Raw genomic sequence first — 21,005 nt, 5'->3', positions numbered from 1 at the left:
GCTCGGCTATCTAGGCGCCTCTGCCCGCTCTAGCAGGCGCTTCAGGTTGAACTGGATCGCTGTGTGTTCAAACGAAGGCTCGTGGTCAGACAGCGCCCCCCGAACATACCGAGGCTCTTGGGCGTAACCACTCTCGATTTGAACGATGGCGAGGATGTATTTTCCGGGCTCGTGCAAGGACGTGATGATCTCCTGCCGGGTCAGCATGACAGTGTCGGCGCCGTCGATGCGGCCCTTGACCTCGATGAAGCGCAGATGCCCAGACTTGGGATCGAAAGAAGAGATGTCGTAACCCACCTTCTGAGCAGATACATCCGACGGCTCGTTGCCCAGCGCACGCTCAGCCTTGATAACTGCCTCCATGGCTTTCAACTCGCTGATCCGCCGGGCCTCCGGATCTTCGGCAAAGGCACTGGCCTTGGCCCCACTTGCGACGGCAGCCTTCGCCAAAAGCAGCCCCTTCGGCACGACGACCATGCCACCCCGCACTCGCGGCGGCTGAGCCGAGATGAAGCGCTCCTTTTCCAGCAGCTCCATCCGGCGTTTCAGACGGTCGGCCAGGTCCTCGGCCCGGCGCTCTGCGTTCTGCCAGTTCAAGCGGGTCTTCTTCCCTGCCTTTTCGTCCTCACGCAGTTCGGCGGCGCGGTTGTCCCAGAAGTTGATCTCCTTCTTCAGGCGAGCCTTTACCTCCTGCTCGACCTTGGCAACCTCGGGCAAACGCCGGGCCTTTACCTCGGCCACATGGCTCTGGGCGAGATCAACGGTGGCAAAACGGATTGCGGCCTTTTCTAAATCATTACGCAGCCAGTCCTCGTGCAGCTTGTCAGAAACCAGCGCGATCTCCTCAGCCGTAGCGGGGCGCAGGTTAAGGTGCGGGGCGATCCCCGCATTCGCGGCTTGCCCTGTCTTGTCAATCGATGCGAACTGAAGCTTCTCCGAGATGACGTGGGGTTTGCCGGTGCTGGTTGGGCGGCCATCTTGGACGCTGTGTTCCAGCAAGAAGATGGCAGACAAGTCCTGGCCGAGGTCGGTTTCATCGACCATGACCGCCCCCTGCTTCATCAGATGGTCGTGCTGTTCGCGCACGATGCTGATGACGGCTTCGAGCAGAGGGTGACCGGGACAGACGAACGTTGCCACGGGCTGCTGGTTCACCTTGCCCTTCTCGAAGCAGATGCGTTCGTACTTCTTCTGAACTGGAGAGCCCGTGCCGATCTGCCTGTCACGCTCGCGGATGCTGACCGGGACATGGGTGATCTCCCACCGACCCTGTTCTCGTGGCTTGATCTGGCCACCAAGGCGCTTGAACGCCTCGACAAAGAAGCTCTGAATATGATGCGGCTGCAGGCGCTGGGCTTCGGCGCGTTCCATGTCGATGCGGATTTCCTGCACCTTGGCAGCTGGCATCGTGTCATTGGTCAGCGCCCGACGGGCCAGAAGATCGAGCAGATGCTGCTGATCGACGGCACCATCGACGGCCTCGAACAGCCGGGCCTTCACCTCGGGTTGCTCGCCGTACTGGATCGCCTCGAACAACAGATCCTTCAGCGCTGTCCCATCGAACAACTCGCCAAGGACGTCGTAGACCCGCCCACCCAGCGCCTCGCGTGCCGCCTCCAACTTTTCCAGAAGCCGGGCATAGACCTCGCCCTCACGCGTATCAGCTGCCACGAGGTTCCAAAGGTGGCAGACCTCGGTCTGGCCGATCCGGTGGATGCGGCCGAACCGCTGCTCAATCTTGTTCGGGTTCCAGGGGAGGTCGTAGTTCACCATCAGGTGGCCACGCTGGAGGTTCACACCTTCACCAGCCGCGTCGTTCGCGATCAGCACCAGCATGTCGCGGTCCTGCATGAAACGCTCGACAATCTTCCTTCGATCCTCGCGGGACACACCGCCATGGATCACCTCGACCGCATCGGTGCGGCCAAGACGCGACCGCACGCGATCATGCAGGTAGTAGAGGGTGTCCTTCGGCTCAGTGAAGATGATCAGCTTGCGGCGGTTGCCTTGGGAGTCGACCATCAGCTCATCATCGAGAATGCGGTTCAGCTGTGACCATTTGGTGTCCTGGCCAGAGCTGAGAACGCCCAGCGCCATTCGTTCAAGGCCTTGCAGAGTTTCGACCTCAAGTGCGAGCTGATCGACGGTTTCGGCCGTGGTCGCGGTCGTGGAAATCCGATCCTCGATATCGTCGATCTCGTCCTGGCCGAGTTCCTCGAGGTTCTGCAGGGCGTCATCCGGCACGTCGGGGGTATCGAAACCGGACCTCTTGCCGCGCACCATCAGGCGCGCCTCGGCTAGTTCCGCCTCAAGCCTTTCGCGCCGCCTTTTCAGGGACTGGTAGATCGCGGCCGGTGAGGACGCGAGGCGGCGCTGTAGGATCTGAAGGGCAAAGCCGACGTTGTTCCGTTTCTTGCCGTCTTCGGCCGCAAAGCGCTGGACCCGATTCATCTCGTTGCGGACGTACTCGGTCACTGCAGCGTAAAGCGCGGCCTCTTCGGGCGACAACTCGTATTTGACCGTGTAGGCGCGACGCTCGGGGAAGAGCGGGCGGCCATCGAAGCGCAGCAGTTCCTCTTTCGTCAGACGCCGCATCATGTCAGCGGTATCCGCATAATGCACGCCATCACGGAACCGGCCCTCGAACCGGTCACCATCCAGCAGCGCCATGAACAGCTGGAAGTCCTGCTCATGCCCGTTGTGAGGGGTCGCCGACATCAGAAGCAGATGACGACAGGCTTCGCCGAGTTTCTGACCGACGCGATACCGCTTGGTGTATTTCGCCTCACCGCCGAAGTAGGTTGCGGACATGCGGTGGGCTTCGTCGCAGATAATCAGGTCCCATTCTGCAGCCTGAGCCAGCTTGTCTTGGAGCTCCTCGTTCCGGGCCAGAACATCAAGCCGGGCGATCAGTCGATTGCGGTCGCTGAACGGATTTCCGGATCGGGAGTTCTCGATCATGTCACGGGTCAGGATATCGAATTCCAGCCCGAACTTCTCACCAAGCTCGTCCTGCCACTGTTCGACCAGACTACCAGGTGCGACGACAAGGCAGCGCTCCAGATCGCTACGGGCGATCAATTCCTTGATCAGCAACCCTGCCATGATGGTTTTTCCAGCACCCGGATCGTCGGCGAGCAGAAAGCGCAACGGCTGGCGCGGAAGCATTTCGCCATACACTGCAGAAATCTGGTGCGGAAGCGGATCCACTAGGCTGGTGTGAATAGCGAGATAGGGGTCGAAATAATGCGCCAGCTTTATCCGATTGGCCTCAGTTACGAGGCGCAAGAGATCACCATCGGCATCAAAAGACCATGCACGACCACGGGCATCCAGATCAATTCGGGCTTGGTCGTCGCGATAGAGGGTTGTTTCGGCGACACCACCGCCGGGCACGCGATAGACAAGGTTTATTGCCTGATCCCCAATCCACTCGACAGAAACTACCTCGACGGGCTGGCCCGGAACGACGCCGCGCAATTGAGCGCCATTCTTGATATCTTCCAGAACCGTCATCTTCCCTCCGCCCACTTGCACCGGGATCGAATCGGCGCAGCACTCCAGTCTACTCGAAACGCATGGTCAAACAGCCTGAAAGCCCTGCAATTTCTATCAGATGGACGTTAGACGCCGATGCATCCGGGAACAAGCGGCGACCGCCGCCGAAAGCCGATGACCTGAAGGCTGTCCACACCAACAAGCCCACCGATGGTGTGCCGTCCCCCCTCCTCTGGTTCCTCCCCGGCCCCAAACGTATGCGGGGGGGCGCAGCGCGGCGGCTCGCTAGCGTGAGGCGTTTTCACCGGGGAAGCCAGGCGGAAGCCACCTTGCGCGCTGAGACCGGAAATCTTGAGTCAGATCAGCGGCTTGCGGAATCACGATCTGGCTAGGGTGGATTCCCGGCGGGAAGCCAGGGAAGCCACCTTCGGGGAAGCCAGGTGGCCAGAAGCCACCGCCGAGAGCCAATTCGCTAGAAGCCGTTGAATCCGCTTCACTTTTCGGGTTGACAGACCTGCCCCCATTGACCTACCCCTTGATCATCGAAGAATTGCGCCCGGAGGAACCCCCTCGCGGGCGCTTTTCATTTCCCCTCTCCCACATCCCGAGCCCCATCCCATGGACCTCGTCTTCGCGCCGAGCCAGGTAGAGTCCTGGCCGATTGCCCGGCTGCGCCCCTATGCCCGCAATGCCAAGATGCATGGCGACGATCAGGTGGCGAAGATCGCCGCCAGCATGGCCAAGTTCGGCTGGACCGTTCCCTGCATGGTGGCCGACGACGGCGAACTGATCGCGGGCCATGGCCGGGTCATGGCCGCGACCATGCTCGGGTTGACCGAAGTGCCAGTGATCCGCCTCAGCCATCTCGACGAGGCGGAACGCAGGGCCTACCGGATCGCCGACAACAAGCTGACGGAACTGGGTGAGTGGGATGAGGCCCTGCTGCGCGACGAGATCGCGGGGCTCTTGGCCGAGGATTTCGACCTGACGCTGCTCGGGATCAGCGACGATGACCTCGACGCGCTGTTGCGGGATCCCGAGGTGCTGGGCGGGGAAGGTCCGGTCGAGGGCGAGGACGATGTTCCGGGCGTTCCCGTCACACCAGTCTCGGTGCCGGGCGACCTGTGGCAGCTTGGGTCGCACCGCCTGATCTGCGGCGATAGCACCTCGGCCGATGTGGTCGGGCGGCTCTTGGGTGATGTGCGCCCGCTGCTGATGGTGACCGACCCACCCTATGGGGTGGAATATGACCCCTCCTGGCGTAATGCAGCCGGGGCCGCGAAGACCAAGCGCACCGGCAAGGTTCTGAACGACGATCGGGCCGACTGGCGCGAGGCATGGGCGCTGTTTCCCGGCGACGTCGCCTATGTCTGGCACGGCGCGCTGCATGCCGCGACCGTGGCGGACAGCCTGACCGCCGCGGGTTTCGCCATCCGGTCGCAGATCATATGGGCAAAGGACCGGCTGGTGCTCAGCCGCGGCGACTACCACTGGCAGCACGAACCCTGCTGGTATGCGGTGCGCGCCAAGGGCAAGGGCCACTGGGCCGGGGACCGAAAGCAAACCACGCTATGGCAGATCGCCAACCGGGATCAGGACGCTGACACGTTGCATGGCACGCAAAAGCCGGTCGAATGCATGCGGCGGCCGATCCTGAACAACTCCAGCCCCGGACAGGCGGTCTATGAGCCCTTCATGGGTTCCGGCACCACGCTGATCGCAGCCGAGACCATCGGCCGGGTCTGCCTCGGGGTCGAACTGAACCCAGCCTATGTCGATGTCGCCATCGAACGTTGGCAGTCCTTCACCGGCCAAGAGGCTGTTCTGGCAGAAACCGGCGAGACCTTCGCCGCCCTCAAGGCGAAGCGGCTCGCAGCATGAACGCGCCCCTACTGCCCGGCCGGATCGAGCATTGGCCCCTCGCCCGTCTCCGGCCCTACGCCCGGAATGCAAAGACCCATGACGCCAATCAGGTGGCAAAAATCGCCGCCAGCATGGCAGAGTTCGGCTGGACCGTCCCCTGCCTTGTCGCTGCCGACGGCGAGCTGATCGCGGGCCACGGCCGCATCCTAGCCGCGGCCCAGCTCGGACTGCCGGAGGCCCCGGTGATCGTACTGGGCCATCTGACTGAGGCGCAGCGCCGAGCCTACCGCATCGCGGACAACAAGCTGACCGAACTGGGCGGGTGGGACGAGGCGCTGCTGCTCGAGGAACTGCGCGGGCTGATGGCCGAGGACTTCGACCTCGGGCTGATCGGGATCCCCGACGACGAGCTGGATGCGCTGCTGCACGATGTCGACGAGCGCGCGCCCATCGACGATGATACTGCCGATGCGATCCCGGAGGTTCCGGCCGATCCGATCACCCAGCCAGGCGACATCTGGGAGCTGGGCGATCACCGGCTGATTTGCGGCGATGCCACCAACCCGGCCGTGGTGGCGCAGCTGATGGGCGGCGCGCAATCGTCGCTCCTCTTCACCTCCCCGCCCTATGCGCAGCAGCGCGACTATGGCGCGGCAAAGGAGAAGGTCGGCGATTGGGATGCGCTGATGCAGGGCGTGTTCGCCGCAGCAGCCGTCACCGCCGATGCCCAGCTGCTAGTCAACCTCGGCCCCGTCCACCGCGATGGCGAGTGGATCCCCTATTGGGAAGGCTGGCTCGACTGGATGCGCGCGCAGGGCTGGCGGCGCTTCGGCTGGTATGTCTGGGACCAGGGGCCGGGCCTGCCAGGCGACTGGAACGGGCGACTGGCACCGTCCCACGAGTTCATCTTCCACTTCAACCGCCAGCCACGGAAGCCGAACAAGACGGTCGAAAGCAAGCACGCGGGCGAAACCCTGGGTGGCGGCGGACTGCGCGGGGCCGACGGCACGGTCCATCGCAAGACCGGCACCGGCAACGCGATCCAGAGCCATCGCATCCCGGACAGCGTCTTCCGGATCATGCGCCACAAAGGGGGCTTGGGCGCCGCCGGATCCCACCCGGCCGTGTTCCCCGTGGCGCTGGTCGAGGCGGTGCTGGAGGCATTCAGCGATCCGGGCGACCTGTTGTTCGAACCCTTTTGCGGCTCCGGCACCCAGCTGATCGCGGCCGAACGCACCGGGCGGCGATGCTGCGCGGTGGAACTGGACCCGGTCTACTGCGACGTGGCGGTGCGGCGTTGGGAGTTGGCGACTGGGAGGAAGGCGATACTTGCGAGCGACTAACGTGGTAGAGAACCAGACGCTGTGTCAGCTATGCGGACAAAGCGGACGGTCGCGTTGGCGTCGACCACTATTCCATCATTCTCAGCAGCGAGTCGGTCACCATCGCCTTGACCTCCGGCGACAGCGGTCGTCCGCCCATGGCCCGGTGAGCCCAAAGCCCGTCAGCTGCAATCCGCGCCAAGAAGTTTGCTCGGCCCACAGGATCATCCACCTGCGGAGCCGGTGGTGCCCAATGATCCATCACTTCTGACCACACCTGAGCCAACCGTTCATCCCCGGCGCTTTCCAGCATCATCAGCAGCTCGGCCCGGGTGGCATCCCGGCTGCAGCTTTGCACATAGGCTTTGTAGCGGTCGGCGGGCAGGTCCGGGTCCGGTGTAAGACTGAGCAGTTGCGCCTCCCATTGCCGGGCAAGGTGCTGGTGCGTGGCTAGGATTAGCTCATCACGGGAGGAGAAGTGATAGATGATCCCTCCCCGGGTTATGCCGGTTTCTGCAGCCACAGCGTCGAAGGTGACCGCTGTGACCCCATCCCGCACGATCAGCCGCACCACCCCATCGAGGATCTTGTCACGGTTGCTCTCTCTCATCGTGATCTCCTCAATGCGGATAGTGCGAAGACTGCGAACCCGGTCCATAGGACCGCAGTAATACGCCGGTGAACAGCGCACCAAGCGCAATGACACCCGCGACGACATACATCACCATCAGGAAAGCGCGGTCAAACGCCGTTGACGCGGCCTGTTTTAGCGCAATGCCATCGGCGCCCATCTCATCGGCAATCGACAAAGCATTGGGCAGGCTGTCGCGCGCCGCCGCAGCGATGCCCCCAGGCAAAACAACGCCCAGAGAATAGACCGCCGCCATCAGGCTGCCCAAAAGGGCAACGGCAATCAGACTGCCGAACTCAAAGGAAACCTCCTCGACCGAGGCTGCCATCCCGGCGTTTTTCACCGGCGCATTGCCGACGATGGCAGTGGAGGCCACCGACATGGCCGCCCCGACCCCAGCACCCGCAAGCACCGATCCGGCGATCAGCCAACCGATGCCGTGGCTGATCCCCAAGGTTGCGATCAGGACACCGACCGTCGCTACCGCCAGCCCGCCCGCGATTAGGATGCGCAGCCCGATCCGGTGCAGGAAGGCACCACCAAGCATTGCGGTCGGCAGCGACCCGATGGCTGCCAACGAAACAAGGATGCCCGCCTGCATGGGCGTGAAGCCGGCGACCAGCTGGAAGCGCTGCGTGGTTGCCAGTTGCAGCCCGGCGAAGGCGAACATGGCAAAGGCCGCAGCCAGAGTGCCCGCAAGGAAGGCCGGGTTGCGAAACAAGGCAAAGTTCAGGAGCGGGTCCGCCAGCCGGGATTGCCGACGCGTGAACAGGAGCGTTGCGATCAGGCCGATGGCTGCTGCGGCGGCGGGGACTGCCCAGGATTGCCCGGCATGAGCGGTTTCCTTGATGGCGATCACCAGCGCCGCTAGGGAAACCAACGCCAGCACGGATGAGACGAAATCCCAGTGCCGCGACCTGTCGGGAGCAACCCTCGGTGCCACAATCAGCGTCGAGATGAACGCGAGGGCCACCACCGGCACGTTCACCAGGAACACCGATCCCCACCAGAAATGGGACAGCAGGAAGCCCGAGATGATTGGCCCGAGTGCGACGCCGATCACCGAGATCGAGCCCCAGATCGCGATGGCGAAATTGCGCTCTTTCTCATCGGTGAAGCTGACCCGCAGTAGGGCAAGCGTGGCGGGCATCATTGCGGCGGCACCGACCGCAAGGAAGGCCCGGGCCGCGATGAGGACATTGGCCGTTGGCGCGAATGCCGCGACCAGCGAGGCGATGCCGAACAGGACCAGCCCGATCAGAAACATTAGACGATGCCCGACGCGGTCACCGAGCGTGCCCGCCCCAAGAAGCAACCCCGCCATGACAAGAGGATAGGCGTTGATGATCCACAGACCCTGGGTCTGGCTCGCGCCCAGTTCCCGGGTCAGGGTCGGCAGGGCGGTATAGAGGATGGAGTTGTCCAGCGTGATCAGCAGCAGACCAGCCGCCACAGTCACCAGAACCGCCCAACGGTTGCGGGGGGATACAGTCATTTTCAATGCACCTTGGCTAACACTTAACTATACTATCATGTTTGTATAGTTTTGCTAGACTGATTTTGTTTGTGTCAACCGGCGGGCTGTGCTGCAGCATCACACCAATCTAGGCGTCTGCTTTGGGCTCTTCGCGTCGTCACCCGGTCCGATACACCGTCCCCCGCCCCTCGACCTTTTCCGCGGTGATGGGCAGACCCAGCTTCTTCTTCAGCGCGCCCGAGATCGAACCCCGGACCGTATGTGCCAGCCATTCGGTGGCCGCGACCATCTCGGCGACCGTCGCGCCTTCGGGGCGCTGGAGCATGGCGATGATCTGCGCCTGCTTGGTGCCAGCGCGGATGACGACCGGTTTGGCGGTGCCGGTTTCTTCTGGCGTCCGTTCAGCCTCCTGCTTCGGCTTCGCCTTCCGCACGCTAGCGACAGCGCTGGCCACCACCGGCTCGATCCCGATGGCCTTCAGCCCGGCTTCTGTCGCGATCAGCGTGGTGCCATGGCCGTCGCCCGTCTCGCGCCACATCGGCTCGCCGCGGCGCAGGTTCGCCTCGACCTCTTCGAGCCAGCCGCGGGCGATCATCTTGCCGACCACCATCTTGGCGGCGGCACCGGCCAGCCCCTCGGGCAGCGGCAGGGCGAGATTGCCGGGCCGGGTCGCGGCGCGGGACAGGATCAGGGACTGGGTGTCGGACGGGGTGGTCATCGGGGCCTCCGGGCGCTGTGGCGCGCGGTGTGCGCGCCTTCTACGGAGGCAAGCCCCGTCGTCGGACGGGGCGGCCATCGCGACGTGTGGACGCGTCAGGCGGCGTGTTCGCCTTCCTTGAAGGCGCTGTCGGTGATCTGGCGCAGCAGGCCCGCGTAGTGCTTCAGCGTCCCGACATGGCCCCAATGGATCTCGTCGGGGTGGGTCTCGAAGTGGTCGTCGCTGAGGGCCTTCAGGCGCTCCAGCATGGTGTCGATCTCGGCCTTGGCAGCGATGAAGGCGTCGAGGGCCTTGGAGTTGTCGGCGGCGCGGCGGGTCATGGTGGTGGCATCCTTCGCTGAGTTGCATCGTTCTGGTGCCAACACCATCGCTCTGTCGGGCGGATGATCGTAGGCAAATCGGAGCAATATCAGTGCTTTCTGATCGCTCCAGTCAGATCAGCCGCATCTCGGCCAGCGTGCGGCTGGCGGCGCCCAGCTGGGCGGTGGGCAGTTCGATCTTCAGGTGCGACAGGACGTCGGAGGCCTCGGCCGGGATCCCGCTCTCGCGCAGCGCCTGCTCGATGACCTCGGCGATTGCGTCCGGGCGGCTCAGGTCGAAGCCCTCGGGAAGGGTGGAATAGTCGATGCGGATGGTGGTCGTGGTCATGGTGAAGCCCTCCTGGGATCGGCGCGATGCGGCCTGTTGATGGACGACAGAATCGCTCCGGAGGGGGAGACAATCAACGGGATTGATTGTATTTTCCTGTTTATTTTCAATATCTTGATAGGCTTCACGGCGCCATGAAAGGCATGAGCGAACGCGAGTATGCGGCCCATTCCGGGCTGTCCCGCGGCGGGGTGCAGAAGGCGCGCAAGAACGGGCGGCTGGTGGTCCATGACGACGGGTCGATCAACGCCGCAGCCTCGGATGTGCGGCGGGCGGAGATGACGGACCCCGACCAGCAGCGGCGCAGCTTGGGTGGGGATGGACTGGCGAGCGCCCCGGGCGAGACCACGTCCTACATCAAGGCCCGCACCGCGCTCACGGTCTACGCGGCGCAGGAACGACAGCTGGCCGTCCAGAAGAAGAAGGGCACGCTGGTCGACCGCGCGCGGGCGGAAACGCTGGTGTTCCGGCTCGCACGGCAGGAACGGGATGTCTGGGTGACCTGGCCCGGACGGGTGGCCGCGCTGATGGCGGCGCAGATCATGGCGGAGGTGGAACGGCAATCCGGGGCATCGGTGACGATCGAGACCGCGATCATGCAGAGGGTGCTGGAAGCCCATGTCCGCGAACAGCTCGACGCCCTCGCCGACCTCCGGGTCTCGCTTGCATGATGAGGATGACGACAACGACCTGACGGCCGACCTCGACCTCGGCTTCGACGGTGCCGAAGACCTTCTGAGGGTCTGGCGGCAGGGGATGCGCCCCGATCCGAACCTGACGGTGTCGGAATGGGCGGATCAGCATCGCTGGCTGTCGTCGCGCGGCGCGGCCGAGCCGGGACGCTATCGCACCGCCCGCGCACCCTATCTGCGCGAGATCATGGATGCGCTCTCGCCCGGCCATCCCGCCCAGCGCATCACTTTCATGAAGGCCGCGCAGGTGGGCGCGACCGAGGCAGGGAACAACTGGATCGGCTTCGTCATCCATCACGCGCCAGGGCCGATGCTGGCGGTGCTGCCGAGCCTCGAACTGGCCAAGCGCACCTCACGGGGCCGTCTTGATCCGCTGATCGCAGACAGCCCGGCGCTGCGCGAGCGGGTGAACCCGGCCCGGTCCCGCGATGCCGGGAATTCGATGCTGTCGAAGGAATTCCCCGGCGGCATCCTGGTGCTGACCGGCGCGAATTCCGCGACCGGCCTGCGGTCGATGCCCGCGCGCTATGTCTTCCTCGACGAGGTCGACGCCTATCCCGCCTCGGCCGACGAGGAAGGCGATCCGGTCACACTGGCCGAGGCACGGACCACCACCTTCTCGCACCGGCGCAAGGTGTTCATGGTCTCGACGCCCACGATCCGGGGCCTGAGCCGGATCGAGCGCGAGTTCGAGGCATCGGATCAAAGGCGCTACTTCGTACCCTGCCCGCATTGCGGCACGATGCAATGGCTGCAATTCGACCGACTGCGCTGGGCAAAGGGGAAGCCTGAAACCGCCGCCTATCACTGTGAGGGCTGCGAGCGTCCCATCGCCGAGCACCACAAGACCGAGATGCTGGCCAAGGGGGAATGGCGGGCGACGGCGGTTTCCAGGGATCCGAAGGCCATCGGCTTCCATCTCTCGGCGCTCTATTCGCCCTTGGGCTGGAAGAGCTGGTCCGACGTCGCGCGGGAATGGCTGGCAGCCCAAGGGTCGGACGAGACGCTGCGCGCCGCACGCAACACGCTTCTGGGCGAGACATGGGTCGAGTCTGGCGATGCGCCGGAATGGCAGCGGCTGGCGGATCGGCGTGAATCCTGGAAGCCGGGCACGGTGCCAATGGCGGGGCTATTCCTGACGGCAGGCGCCGACGTCCAGAGGGACCGCATCGAGGTCGATATCTGGGCCTGGGGCCGAGGGCTCGAGTCCTGGCTTGTCGATCACATCGTCATTCCGGGCGGGCCTGACGATCCGGCAGCCTGGGACAAGCTGACGGCCCTCCTCGGCCGCTCATGGCAGCATGCGAACGGCGCCTTCATGACGGTAGCGCGGCTGGGCATCGACACCGGTTACGAGGCCGCGGCCGTCTACGCGTGGTCGCGCAAGGTTGGCTTCGAACAGGTGGCGCCGCTGAAGGGGCTCGAAGGCTTCAACCGGTCGGCTCCGGTCTCGGGCCCGACCTTCGTCGATGCGACCATCGGCGGGAAGCGCCTGCGCCGGGGCGCGCGGCTCTGGTCGGTGGCGACCGCGACATTCAAGGCGGAGACCTACCGGTTCCTGCGGATCGAACGCCCCTCGGACGAGGACCGCGCCATCGGGATGCTCGACGCCCCCGGCACGATCCACCTGCCCGGTTGGGCCGACACCGAATGGCTGAAGCAGCTGGTCGCCGAACAGCTGGTCACGATCCGCAACAAGCGCGGCTATGCCCATCAGGAATGGCAGAAGATGCGCGAGCGGAACGAGGCGCTGGACTGCCGGGTCTATGCCCGTGCCGCGGCGTGGATCCTCGGCGCCGACCGATGGGACGAAGCCACCTGGCGGCGACTGGAAGCGCAGGCGGGCGTGGAAACACGCCTTACTGTTGCTATCGCCGCGGCCCCCACACCACCCGATCCGGCCCAACCCAAGGCCGGAACCCTGACCACGCCGCGCCGGAAACGGCGGGCCTACACCCCGAACTTCATGAGGGACTGATGGACCTGGAACGTATGCAGGCTCTGCTCACGGCACTGCAGGAAGCCCGCTTCGCCGGGCTGCGCAGCGTCAGCTACGACGGCAAGACCGTGGCCTATGGCTCGGATACCGAACTGGCGGCGGCGATCCGGGATCTGGAGGGGCGGATCGCCACCGCCTCGGCAACCCCGCGCCGCCGCCGCTGGGGCACCGTCGCGACCAAGGGGTTGTGACCATGGTGCTCGACACCTTCCGCGCCCGCCTTGGGTCCATCATCGGCGGGTTCGATGCGGCACAGTCCCACCGTCGCATGCGCGGGTTCCGCGCCACGCGGGCGCATGTGAACACGCTGATCGCCACCTCGGGCGAGACCATCACCGCCCGCGCGCGCTGGCTGGTCCGGAACAACGGCTATGCCGCGAACGCCGTCGATGCCTTCGCGAACCATGTCGTCGGTGACGGGATCAAGCCTTCCTCGAAGATCGCGGACGCGGTGAAGAAGGAGGAGTTGCAGGAGCTTTGGCTGGCCTGGACCGACGAGGCCGATGCCGAGGGGCTGACCGACTTCTTCGGCCTGCAGCGCCGGGCGGCGCGGGAGGTGTTCCTGGCGGGCGAGGTCTTCCTGCGCATCCGCACGCGGCGGCCGGAAGACGGGCTGACGGTACCGATGCAGCTGCAGATGCTGCCCGCGGAAATGCTGCCCCAGGACATGACCCGCGTCCTGCCCGGTGCGGGATCGATCCGGCAGGGGATCGAGTTCGACGGCATCGGGCGGCGCGTCGCCTACCACTTCCTGCGCCGCCATCCGGGGGACATGACCGATCCGGGGCTGGCGGGCGAGACGGTGCGCGTGCCCGCGTCTGAGGTCATCCATATCCTCGACCCCGTCGAGGCAGGCCAGCTGCGCGGGGTGTCGCGCTTTGCGGCCGCCGTGGTGAAACTCTTCACCCTCGATCTCTACGACGATGCCGAACTCGAGCGGAAGAAGACCGCGGCGATGTTCGCGATGTTCATCACCTCCCCCGCTCCGGAAACCGCCCTCGATCCGGCGGAGGACGATCTGGAGGTCGAACCCGGCCAGGTGGTGCGCCTTGATCCGGGCGAAGATGTCACCACGCCGTCCACCCCGGACTCGGGCAGCACTTATGAGCCGTTCCAGTACCGGACGCTCCTGCAGATCGGCGCCGCGCTGGGCGTGCCCTATGGGTATCTGACAGGCGACACGGCGAAAGGGAACTTCTCAAACACGCGGATCGCGCTTGTCGACTTCCGTCGCCGTATCTCGGCCTTCCAGCATTCGGTGATGGTCTATCAGCTCTGCCGGGCCGTCTGGACGCGCTGGATGGACATGGCCGTCCTGGCCGGGGCCATCGATCTGCCGGGCTATGCCACGGAGCGGCGGCAATACCTCGCCTGCGACTGGCTCCCGACCAAGTGGGACTGGATCGACCCCGCCAAGGATGCCTCGGCCGAGATCCTGCAGATCGAGGCGGGCCTGAAGTCCCGCACGCAGGCCATAGCGGAGCGCGGCTACGACGCCGATCAGGTCGACCGGGAAATCGCCGCGGAACGCAAGCGCGAGGCGGAACTGGGTCTCGACTTCCGGCGGCCCGGATCGCCCGCACAGGCGGCGGGCGGCAGCGCTGGGCCGAGTGATGCCGAAGGTCAGCGGCAGGAAGAGCAGGACAGCGACGATCAGGATGACGACGGCGAGGACCGGGAACCCCGGCCCACGGAGGACGCATGATGCACCACACCCAGATCGCTCAGCGCGTCTTCAACACACCGCTGATGGTCGATCCCGCCAAGGCGCTGGCCTTCCTGACAGGCCTTGGCCCTCGGATTGTGGGGCGCGAGATCAGCGTCGAGGGGCTAAAGATTGCGACGGAGGATCAGCATGCGGCCACCCTGCCCGCCCGGGCATCGCTGTTCGGCGACGACCTGACCAACCGCCAGGCGCGGAATGGTGGCCAGCCCTTCGCCGTGGTGGACGGCATCGCTGTGATCGAGATCGCGGGCACGCTGGTGCATCGCGGGGCCTGGATCGGGCAATCCTCCGGTCTGACCTCCTACGAGGGGATCGCGGCGCAGCTGCAGACGGCGCTTGCCGATCCCGCCATCCGCGGCATCGCCCTCGACATCGACAGCTTCGGCGGCGAGGTCGCGGGTGCCTTCGATCTGGCGGATCGCATCCGCGCGGCAAGGGCTCAGAAGCCGGTCCAAGCGTTCGTCGCCGATCACGCCCTCTCGGCCGCCTATGCGCTGGCCTCCCAGGCCGACCGGATCATCCTGCCCCGGACCGGCGCCGTCGGCAGCATCGGCGTCGTGGCCATGCACAGCGACATGAGCGGGGCGCTCGACCAGAAGGGCATCGCTGTCACGCTGATCCATGCGGGGGCTCGCAAGGTCGATGCGAACCCCTATCAGCCACTGCCCGAGTCCGTCCGCGAACGGATCGCGGGTGAGTTGGAAGACCTCCGTCAGCTCTTCGCCGAAACCGTCGCCGAGGGGCGCGGCCGTCGCCTCGACACCCAACGCGCACTGGGAACCGAGGCGGCCGTGTTCCGCGGGGAGGCGGCGGTGTTCGCCGGTCTTGCCGACGAGGTGGCCGATCCGGTCACCGCCTTCCGTGCTTTCGCCGCCGTACCTCGCGGCACAACCCCACCCAAAGGAAAGGGCCCGATGATGACCACTGCCCCCGAAGACAATGCGCAGCCTGCGGTCGCGCCTGCTGCCAGCACCCCGCCGGAACCGGCCGCGCCCGCGGCAGTCGCGCCGCCGCAAACCACGGCGGCCGCGATCTCGCCCGAAGCCATCCGCGCCGAGGCGGCCGAGGTCGCACAGGTCTGCGCGCAGGCCGCGCGTCTCGGCATCCAGATCGATGCCGCCGATGCCGTCGCCAAGGGCGTGAAGCCCGAGGCCCTGCGCGCCAAGGTCCTGGCCGATCTCGCTGCGCGCAGCGATGCCGCGGGCATCATCGCCACCGCCCCAGCCACGGGCGCGAAGGAAAGTCCCATCGTCACGGCTGCGAAGAAGTCGGCCGCCGCTTCGCGCTGACGCAGACCGCCCAGATCGGGCACCCCCATCCACCAACATCTTGGAGACTGAACCATGCCCGTCCTGACGGAACCGCCCAGCATGGGCGATGTCCTCAAATACGAGGTCAACCCGAACTACACCCGCGAAGTGGTGACGCTGCTCGCGGGCATGCCCTATCCCATCGGCGCTGTCCTCGGCCGCATCACCGCCAGCGGCAAATACAAGCTGGCCACCAGCAGCGGCACCGATGGCGCGCAGACTGCCACGGCCGTCCTGCTCTATGCCGTCGATGCGACGCTGGCCGACGCCACCGGCATCGTCTTGGCCCGTGGCCCGGCCATCGTCTCGCGCGCAGAGCTCGCCTACGACGCCACCGTCGATGACACGGCAAAGATCACCACCAAGATCGGCCAACTCGCTGCCGTCGGCATCATTGCCCGCGACGGCGTATGACGCTGCCCATCCGGCGGCGCCCATCCCTTCATTCCCCGGAGCATCCCCATGACCCTCGTCCGCAATCCCTTCGACGCTGGCGGCTATTCGCTGGCCGAGATGACGCAGGCCATCAACATCCTGCCCAACCTCTACACCCGCCTTGCCCAGATCGGCCTCTTCCGCTTCGAAGGGGTCAGCCAGCGGTCCGTCATTATCGAACAGTACGAGGGCGTCCTGAGCCTCCTGCCCTCCGTCCCCCTCGGCGGCCCCGCCACCGTCGGCACCCGCGAGGGCCGGTCCATGCGCAGCTTCGCTCTGCCGTGGATTCCGCATGACGACGTGGTCCTGCCCGCCGACATCCAAGGCGCCCCCGCGCTGGGCGCCTTCGACGCAGCCGATACCCTCGTCGAGGTGATGAACCGCAAGCTGCTCCTGATGCGCCGTAAGCATGCCCAGACCCGCGAATACATGGAGATGAACGCGCTCCGCGGCATCGTGAAGGATGGGGCCGGGACCACCCTCTACAACTACTTCACCGAATTCGGCCTCGCTCAGATCTCCGTCGACTTCGTGCTGGGCACCGCAGGCACCAACGTGCAGGGCAAGGTTCGTGAGGTTCTGCGCGCCATCGAGGACAATCTGCTGGGCGAGGCGATGACGTCCGTCCATGCGCTGGTCAGCCGGGAGTTCTTCGACAAGCTGATCGCGCATCCCAAGACCGAGGAGGCCTACAAGTTCTACGCCTCGACCGGCGCCCAGCCGCTGCGCGAGGACGTCCGCCGCAACTTTCCCTTCGGCGGCATCCTGTTCGAGGAATATTCGGGCACCGTCACCCTCTCGACCAAGGCCACCGAACGGCTGGTCCCGGCGAACGAGGGCATCGCCTTCCCTTTGGGCACGATGGACACCTTCACCACCTATGGCGGCCCGGCGAACCTGCTGGAAACCGCCAACACCATCGGCCTGCCCCTCTACGCCCGCCAGCATCTCGACGAGAAGGGCCGCTGGATCGACGTTATGACCGAAGCCTCGATCCTGCCGGTGAACAAGCGGCCACGGTTGGCTATCCGCCTGCACACGTCGAACTGACGGACACCACCTATGTCCGTCTTTGCCGGCGCCATGGATCGCATCTTCACCCATGCCTCCTTGGCGGCCCCCGCCCTCTGGATCTCGGCAACGACGTCCGAGGAACGCCCGATCCGCATCATCCGCCGCGCGCCCGACCGCGTCACCGACTTCGGCGCGGGGCGCTTCGTAAGCGATACGACGGTGGTAGATGTGCGCGTCGCCGACCTGCCCGCCCCGCGCCCGGGCGACGTGATCGTCATCGGCGCGGACAGCCATGTGATCCAGGGAGAACCGCTGCGCGACCGCGAACGGCTGATATGGACCCTCGATCTGAGGCCAACATGAAGCTGAAGCTGGAATTCAGCCCCGACCTTGCAGCCCTGATGCAGGCGGAAATCGCTGCCGGTGAAAGGGCCGTCACCACCGTCATGCGTGAGGCAGGCGCGGGCCTCAAATCCGCCTGGCGCGGCCAGATCACCGGAGCCGGGCTTGGCACCCGGCTCGGAAACTCGATCCGCCTCGCCACCTATCCCAAGGGCGGCGAAAGCCTGAACGCCGCGGCGCTGGTCTGGTCGAACGCCCCGGTGATCGTCGGTGCGCATGACACCGGGCCGCTGATCCGGTCGCGAAACGGGTTCTGGCTGGCGATCCCCACCCCGGCCGCGGGCAAATCCACCCGTGGTGGGCGCATCTCCCCCGGCGAATGGGAACGCCGCACGGGACTAGGGCTGCGGTTCGTCTATCGGCGCCGGGGCCCAAGCCTGCTGGTAGCCGAGGGGCGGCTGAACACGAAAGGCCGAGCTGTGGCGTCACGGGCGAAGACCGGCCGCGGGCTGACAACTGTGCCGATCTTCCTCCTCGTGCCGCAGGTCAAGCTGCGCAAGCACCTCGATCTGGCGAGGGATGCAGAACGCGCCGTCGACGGCGTGGCGGGGCGGATCGTGGCGGCGTGGATGGGGAAGTGACAATCAACAGGTGCGGCAACTGTGCGATACTCAGTTTAGCCTACTCCGTTGACATTTGCAGACAGCGCCCGGCAGGATTCACGATGGAGTAACGTTTTCATTCATGGTGACCGCGAAATGAGCACGAAGATAGGCGTGATAGAAAGCCGTTGGCATGACGCAGCAAACGGCATCAAGAAGAATACTACTGTCAAGCCGCTCTTTGATTTTCTTTCTGATCTTCATTTTGGCAGCCACCATGCTTACGATTATGAGATGGTCGGTACCCAAGGCGCTTTCGTTTCTGCGCTGGAGCGGATTTCTAGGTCCCGCGCAACGACCGTTGCATACTTGGCAATGCACGGCAGTGACACTGGCCTTCATCTTCATGGTGGTGACCGAATCTCCCGAACGATCCTCAAGAATATACTTCTCCGCATCACAAGGGAAAACGGATCAAATCTGACAGGCTTGTACTTTGGGTCATGCCTCTTTGGCTCGCGAGCACTCGCGGACTATCTGTTCAAAAACGATGCCCCAGTCACATGGATTGCTGGATACCAAGAGAGTGTTGATTTTGTTGCATCATCAGGACTGGACCTGTTGTTCTTCAATACCTTGATGGCAGTCCGCCAAGACGCGCCCACGCTGACCAAGCGGCAGCAGATTGGGGAGGTTGCTCGCCGGATCCGTCAGCAAATGCAGGGCCTTTGCAACTCACCGTTGGAAAACGGAGATGCGAATTTGGGACTTGGTTTCTCGATCTACGTGAAGATGCGGGGAAGAACGCAAGGCGCGAAGGATTTGCTTAGAGATTACTGAAACCCGCACTGCTCTCTTGAGTGAAGAGATTATGTCCTCATCCCGCGAAACAATCCTCGCCGCGCTGCATGCGCGGCTGCAGCCGATTGCCGCCCTCACCCTGCGTGACGAGGTACTGCCCGAACGAATCCCGGCGGCCGGGCTGATCATCCTGCGCGACGGCCAGCCGGGCGAGCCGGAGGTGACGCTGTCGCCCCTGCGCTATCACTACCAGCACCGGGCCGAGCTGGAGGTCTTTGTACAGGCGGGCACCGGCCGGGCCAGCGCCTTCGATGACTTGATCACCGCCATAGGTGCGGCGCTGGAGGCAGACCGGACGCTCGGCGGCGTCTGTGACTGGGTCGAACCGGAGGCCCCAACCTCGGTGGACCTGCCGGTTGAGGGCGCCGCGGCGCTGAAGGCGGCAGTAGTCACCGTCGTACTGAACTACATCACCACCGGCCCCCTGGCCTGACACCCGCAAATCAAGGAGACCCCCATGGCACGTGCGCAAGGCGCGCGGGCGCAGATGGCGCTTGCGTTCGAGACCACCTATGGAACCCCACCCGCGGGCGGCTTCACGAAGATGCCGTTCGCCAGCACCACGCTGGGGTCGGAACAACCGCTCCTGAACAGCGAACTGCTCGGTTACGGCCGCGACCCTCTTGCGCCGATCAAGGATGCGGTCACGGCGGACGGCAATGTCGTGGTGCCGATCGATGCCGCGGCCTTCGGCTTCTGGCTGAAGGCGGCCTTCGGTGCACCCGTGACGACCGGCGCGGCACCGGGACCCTTCACCCACGAGTTCCGCTCCGGTGCCTGGTCGCTCCCGTCGATGTCCATCGAGACCGGCATGCCGGAGGTGCCGCGCTATGCCATGTATTCTGGCTGTGTCCTCGACAGCCTAAGCTGGCAGATGCAGCGCTCCGGTCTGCTGACCGCAACGGCCAGCCTTGTCGCACAAGGGGAAGCCATCGCCAGTGCCTCCGCAGCGGGAACACTGGCTGACCTCAACCTCCAACGCTTTGGCCATTTCAACGGGGCGATCACGCGCAACGGCCAGCCGCTCGGCAACATTATCTCGGCCGAGATCACCTATGCCAACAATCTCGACCGGGTGGAGACCATCCGCTCGGACGGTCGGATCGACGGGGCGGACCCCTCCATCGCCGCGCTGACCGGCAAGATCGAGGTGCGCTTCGCCGATCAGGTGCTGGTGAATCAGGCCATTGCGGGCGATCCTTGCGCCCTCACATTCGCCTATGTCCTGCCCTCGGGCGAGAGTTTCTCCTTCTCGGCACATGCCGTCTACCTCCCACGCCCCCGGATCGAGATCCCGGGGCCGCAGGGCATCCAGGCCACCTTCGACTGGCAGGCCGCCCGGGATGCCACCTTGGGCCGGATGTGCACCACGACGCTCGTCAACGACATCGAGGAGTATTGATCATGCTACGCCTGAACCTTGCTCGTGAGGCTGAGTGGTTGGATCTTGCGCTGGGCGTGCGTGTGAAGGTTGAACCCCTGACCACCGCCATCATGGTCGCGGCCCGAACCGACCCGGCCGTGCGCAGTATCGCCCCTGGCACGCCCGATGACAGTATCGCTGTGATCTTCGCCAAGGCCATCGCCACCCGCGCCATCGTCGATTGGGACGGTGTGGGCGATGCCGATGGCAACCCTATCCCGGTCAGCCCCGAGGGCATCGACGCGCTCCTCGATCTCTGGCCGATCTTCGAGAAGTTCCAGACCGCCTATGTCGCCAAGGGTCTGGAGCTCGAAGCAGAAAAAAACGTCTCACCGCCCTCGCTGACTGGGTCCTCAGTGGGGGCGACGGGTACTGCAAAGCCTGCGAAGGGCGCTGCCCGGACTGCCCGCAAATCCTGAACGCGCCCCTGAGCCTCGAGGGCTG

At 65.0% G+C, this 21,005-nt stretch carries 21 protein-coding genes; 15 read left to right on the top strand and 6 right to left on the bottom strand.

The annotated features are described in order from the left end of the window. Nucleotides 1–6: 6 nt before the first annotated feature. Entirely contained in the window at nucleotides 7–3,516 is a 3,510-nt protein-coding gene (locus IE126_RS20340; protein ID WP_189381993.1) for a helicase-related protein, read from the bottom strand. A 600-nt stretch (nucleotides 3,517–4,116) separates the two neighbouring features. Here IE126_RS20340 and IE126_RS20335 point away from each other — a divergent pair. Next, nucleotides 4,117–5,379, top strand: coding sequence for a site-specific DNA-methyltransferase (locus tag IE126_RS20335; protein WP_189381992.1), 1,263 nt, complete (start codon nucleotides 4,117–4,119; stop codon nucleotides 5,377–5,379). Next, a complete protein-coding gene (locus IE126_RS20330; RefSeq protein ID WP_189381991.1) occupies nucleotides 5,376–6,704 on the top strand; it encodes a site-specific DNA-methyltransferase in 1,329 nt (442 codons plus the stop codon). Before IE126_RS20335 ends, IE126_RS20330 begins: the two co-directional genes overlap by 4 nt. Before the next feature lie 67 nt (nucleotides 6,705–6,771). Here IE126_RS20330 and IE126_RS20325 read toward each other — a convergent pair whose 3' ends face one another. The 5 genes from IE126_RS20325 to IE126_RS20305 all read right to left on the bottom strand — a co-directional run bounded on the left by IE126_RS20325 (nucleotide 6,772) and on the right by IE126_RS20305 (nucleotide 10,157). Beyond that, the gene (locus IE126_RS20325; protein WP_189381990.1) at nucleotides 6,772–7,293 is read right to left on the bottom strand and encodes a TetR/AcrR family transcriptional regulator; all 522 of its coding nucleotides are present in this window, start codon (nucleotides 7,291–7,293) and stop codon (nucleotides 6,772–6,774) included. A gap of 10 nt (nucleotides 7,294–7,303) precedes the next feature. Then, nucleotides 7,304–8,809 carry an MFS transporter gene (locus tag IE126_RS20320; protein WP_085376826.1) on the bottom strand — a complete coding sequence of 502 codons (1,506 nt, stop codon included), beginning with the start codon at nucleotides 8,807–8,809 and terminating at the stop codon, nucleotides 7,304–7,306. 139 nt (nucleotides 8,810–8,948) lie between these two features. Further along, nucleotides 8,949–9,509 (bottom strand): DUF3489 domain-containing protein, encoded by a 561-nt coding sequence (locus IE126_RS20315; protein ID WP_189381989.1) that lies wholly within the window; start codon nucleotides 9,507–9,509, stop codon nucleotides 8,949–8,951. A gap of 95 nt (nucleotides 9,510–9,604) precedes the next feature. Then, on the bottom strand, nucleotides 9,605–9,829 hold the full coding sequence (locus tag IE126_RS20310; protein WP_189381988.1) for a hypothetical protein: 225 nt from the start codon (nucleotides 9,827–9,829) through the stop codon (nucleotides 9,605–9,607). Nucleotides 9,830–9,941: 112 nt separating this feature from the next. Next, on the bottom strand, nucleotides 9,942–10,157 hold the full coding sequence (locus tag IE126_RS20305) for a hypothetical protein (RefSeq protein ID WP_036708719.1): 216 nt from the start codon (nucleotides 10,155–10,157) through the stop codon (nucleotides 9,942–9,944). A 134-nt stretch (nucleotides 10,158–10,291) separates the two neighbouring features. Here IE126_RS20305 and IE126_RS20300 point away from each other — a divergent pair, with 134 nt between their 5' ends. The 13 genes from IE126_RS20300 (at nucleotide 10,292) to IE126_RS20240 (ending at nucleotide 20,980) form a co-directional block, all read left to right on the top strand. Beyond that, nucleotides 10,292–10,828 (top strand): hypothetical protein, encoded by a 537-nt coding sequence (locus IE126_RS20300; protein WP_189381987.1) that lies wholly within the window; start codon nucleotides 10,292–10,294, stop codon nucleotides 10,826–10,828. After that, the gene (locus IE126_RS20295) at nucleotides 10,776–12,827 is read left to right on the top strand and encodes a phage terminase large subunit family protein (RefSeq protein ID WP_189381986.1); all 2,052 of its coding nucleotides are present in this window, start codon (nucleotides 10,776–10,778) and stop codon (nucleotides 12,825–12,827) included. Before IE126_RS20300 ends, IE126_RS20295 begins: the two co-directional genes overlap by 53 nt. Further along, on the top strand, nucleotides 12,827–13,039 hold the full coding sequence (locus IE126_RS20290; protein ID WP_189381985.1) for a phage head-tail joining protein: 213 nt from the start codon (nucleotides 12,827–12,829) through the stop codon (nucleotides 13,037–13,039). Before IE126_RS20295 ends, IE126_RS20290 begins: the two co-directional genes overlap by 1 nt. Before the next feature lie 2 nt (nucleotides 13,040–13,041). Next, nucleotides 13,042–14,553: a phage portal protein gene (locus IE126_RS20285; RefSeq protein WP_189381984.1), complete on the top strand. Its 1,512-nt coding sequence runs from the start codon at nucleotides 13,042–13,044 to the stop codon at nucleotides 14,551–14,553. Then, nucleotides 14,553–15,863, top strand: coding sequence for a S49 family peptidase (locus IE126_RS20280; protein ID WP_189382058.1), 1,311 nt, complete (start codon nucleotides 14,553–14,555; stop codon nucleotides 15,861–15,863). Before IE126_RS20285 ends, IE126_RS20280 begins: the two co-directional genes overlap by 1 nt. A gap of 54 nt (nucleotides 15,864–15,917) precedes the next feature. Next, nucleotides 15,918–16,298 (top strand): head decoration protein, encoded by a 381-nt coding sequence (locus tag IE126_RS20275; protein ID WP_189381983.1) that lies wholly within the window; start codon nucleotides 15,918–15,920, stop codon nucleotides 16,296–16,298. A 48-nt stretch (nucleotides 16,299–16,346) separates the two neighbouring features. Further along, entirely contained in the window at nucleotides 16,347–17,369 is a 1,023-nt protein-coding gene (locus tag IE126_RS20270) for a major capsid protein (protein ID WP_189381982.1), read from the top strand. A 12-nt stretch (nucleotides 17,370–17,381) separates the two neighbouring features. Continuing rightward, complete coding sequence (locus IE126_RS20265; protein WP_189381981.1) at nucleotides 17,382–17,696, top strand: head-tail joining protein; 315 nt, start codon at nucleotides 17,382–17,384, stop codon at nucleotides 17,694–17,696. Continuing rightward, nucleotides 17,693–18,316 (top strand): DUF6441 family protein, encoded by a 624-nt coding sequence (locus IE126_RS20260; RefSeq protein WP_189381980.1) that lies wholly within the window; start codon nucleotides 17,693–17,695, stop codon nucleotides 18,314–18,316. The genes IE126_RS20265 and IE126_RS20260 overlap by 4 nt, the downstream gene beginning before the upstream one ends. A 117-nt stretch (nucleotides 18,317–18,433) precedes the next feature. Continuing rightward, nucleotides 18,434–19,117 (top strand): hypothetical protein, encoded by a 684-nt coding sequence (locus tag IE126_RS20255; protein ID WP_189381979.1) that lies wholly within the window; start codon nucleotides 18,434–18,436, stop codon nucleotides 19,115–19,117. 31 nt (nucleotides 19,118–19,148) lie between these two features. Continuing rightward, nucleotides 19,149–19,571 carry an acyl-CoA transferase gene (locus IE126_RS20250; RefSeq protein ID WP_189381978.1) on the top strand — a complete coding sequence of 141 codons (423 nt, stop codon included), beginning with the start codon at nucleotides 19,149–19,151 and terminating at the stop codon, nucleotides 19,569–19,571. 24 nt (nucleotides 19,572–19,595) lie between these two features. Next, complete coding sequence (locus IE126_RS20245; RefSeq protein WP_101923231.1) at nucleotides 19,596–20,540, top strand: phage tail tube protein; 945 nt, start codon at nucleotides 19,596–19,598, stop codon at nucleotides 20,538–20,540. Nucleotides 20,541–20,542: 2 nt separating this feature from the next. Beyond that, on the top strand, nucleotides 20,543–20,980 hold the full coding sequence (locus tag IE126_RS20240) for a hypothetical protein (RefSeq protein ID WP_189381977.1): 438 nt from the start codon (nucleotides 20,543–20,545) through the stop codon (nucleotides 20,978–20,980). Nucleotides 20,981–21,005: the final 25 nt, after the last annotated feature.

The sequence above is a fragment of the Gemmobacter nanjingensis genome (assembly GCF_014652195.1).
GTDB lineage: Bacteria > Pseudomonadota > Alphaproteobacteria > Rhodobacterales > Rhodobacteraceae > Gemmobacter > Gemmobacter caeni.
The sequence above is the reverse complement of the archived record's forward strand: the minus strand, read 5'-3'. Positions and strand labels throughout refer to the sequence as shown.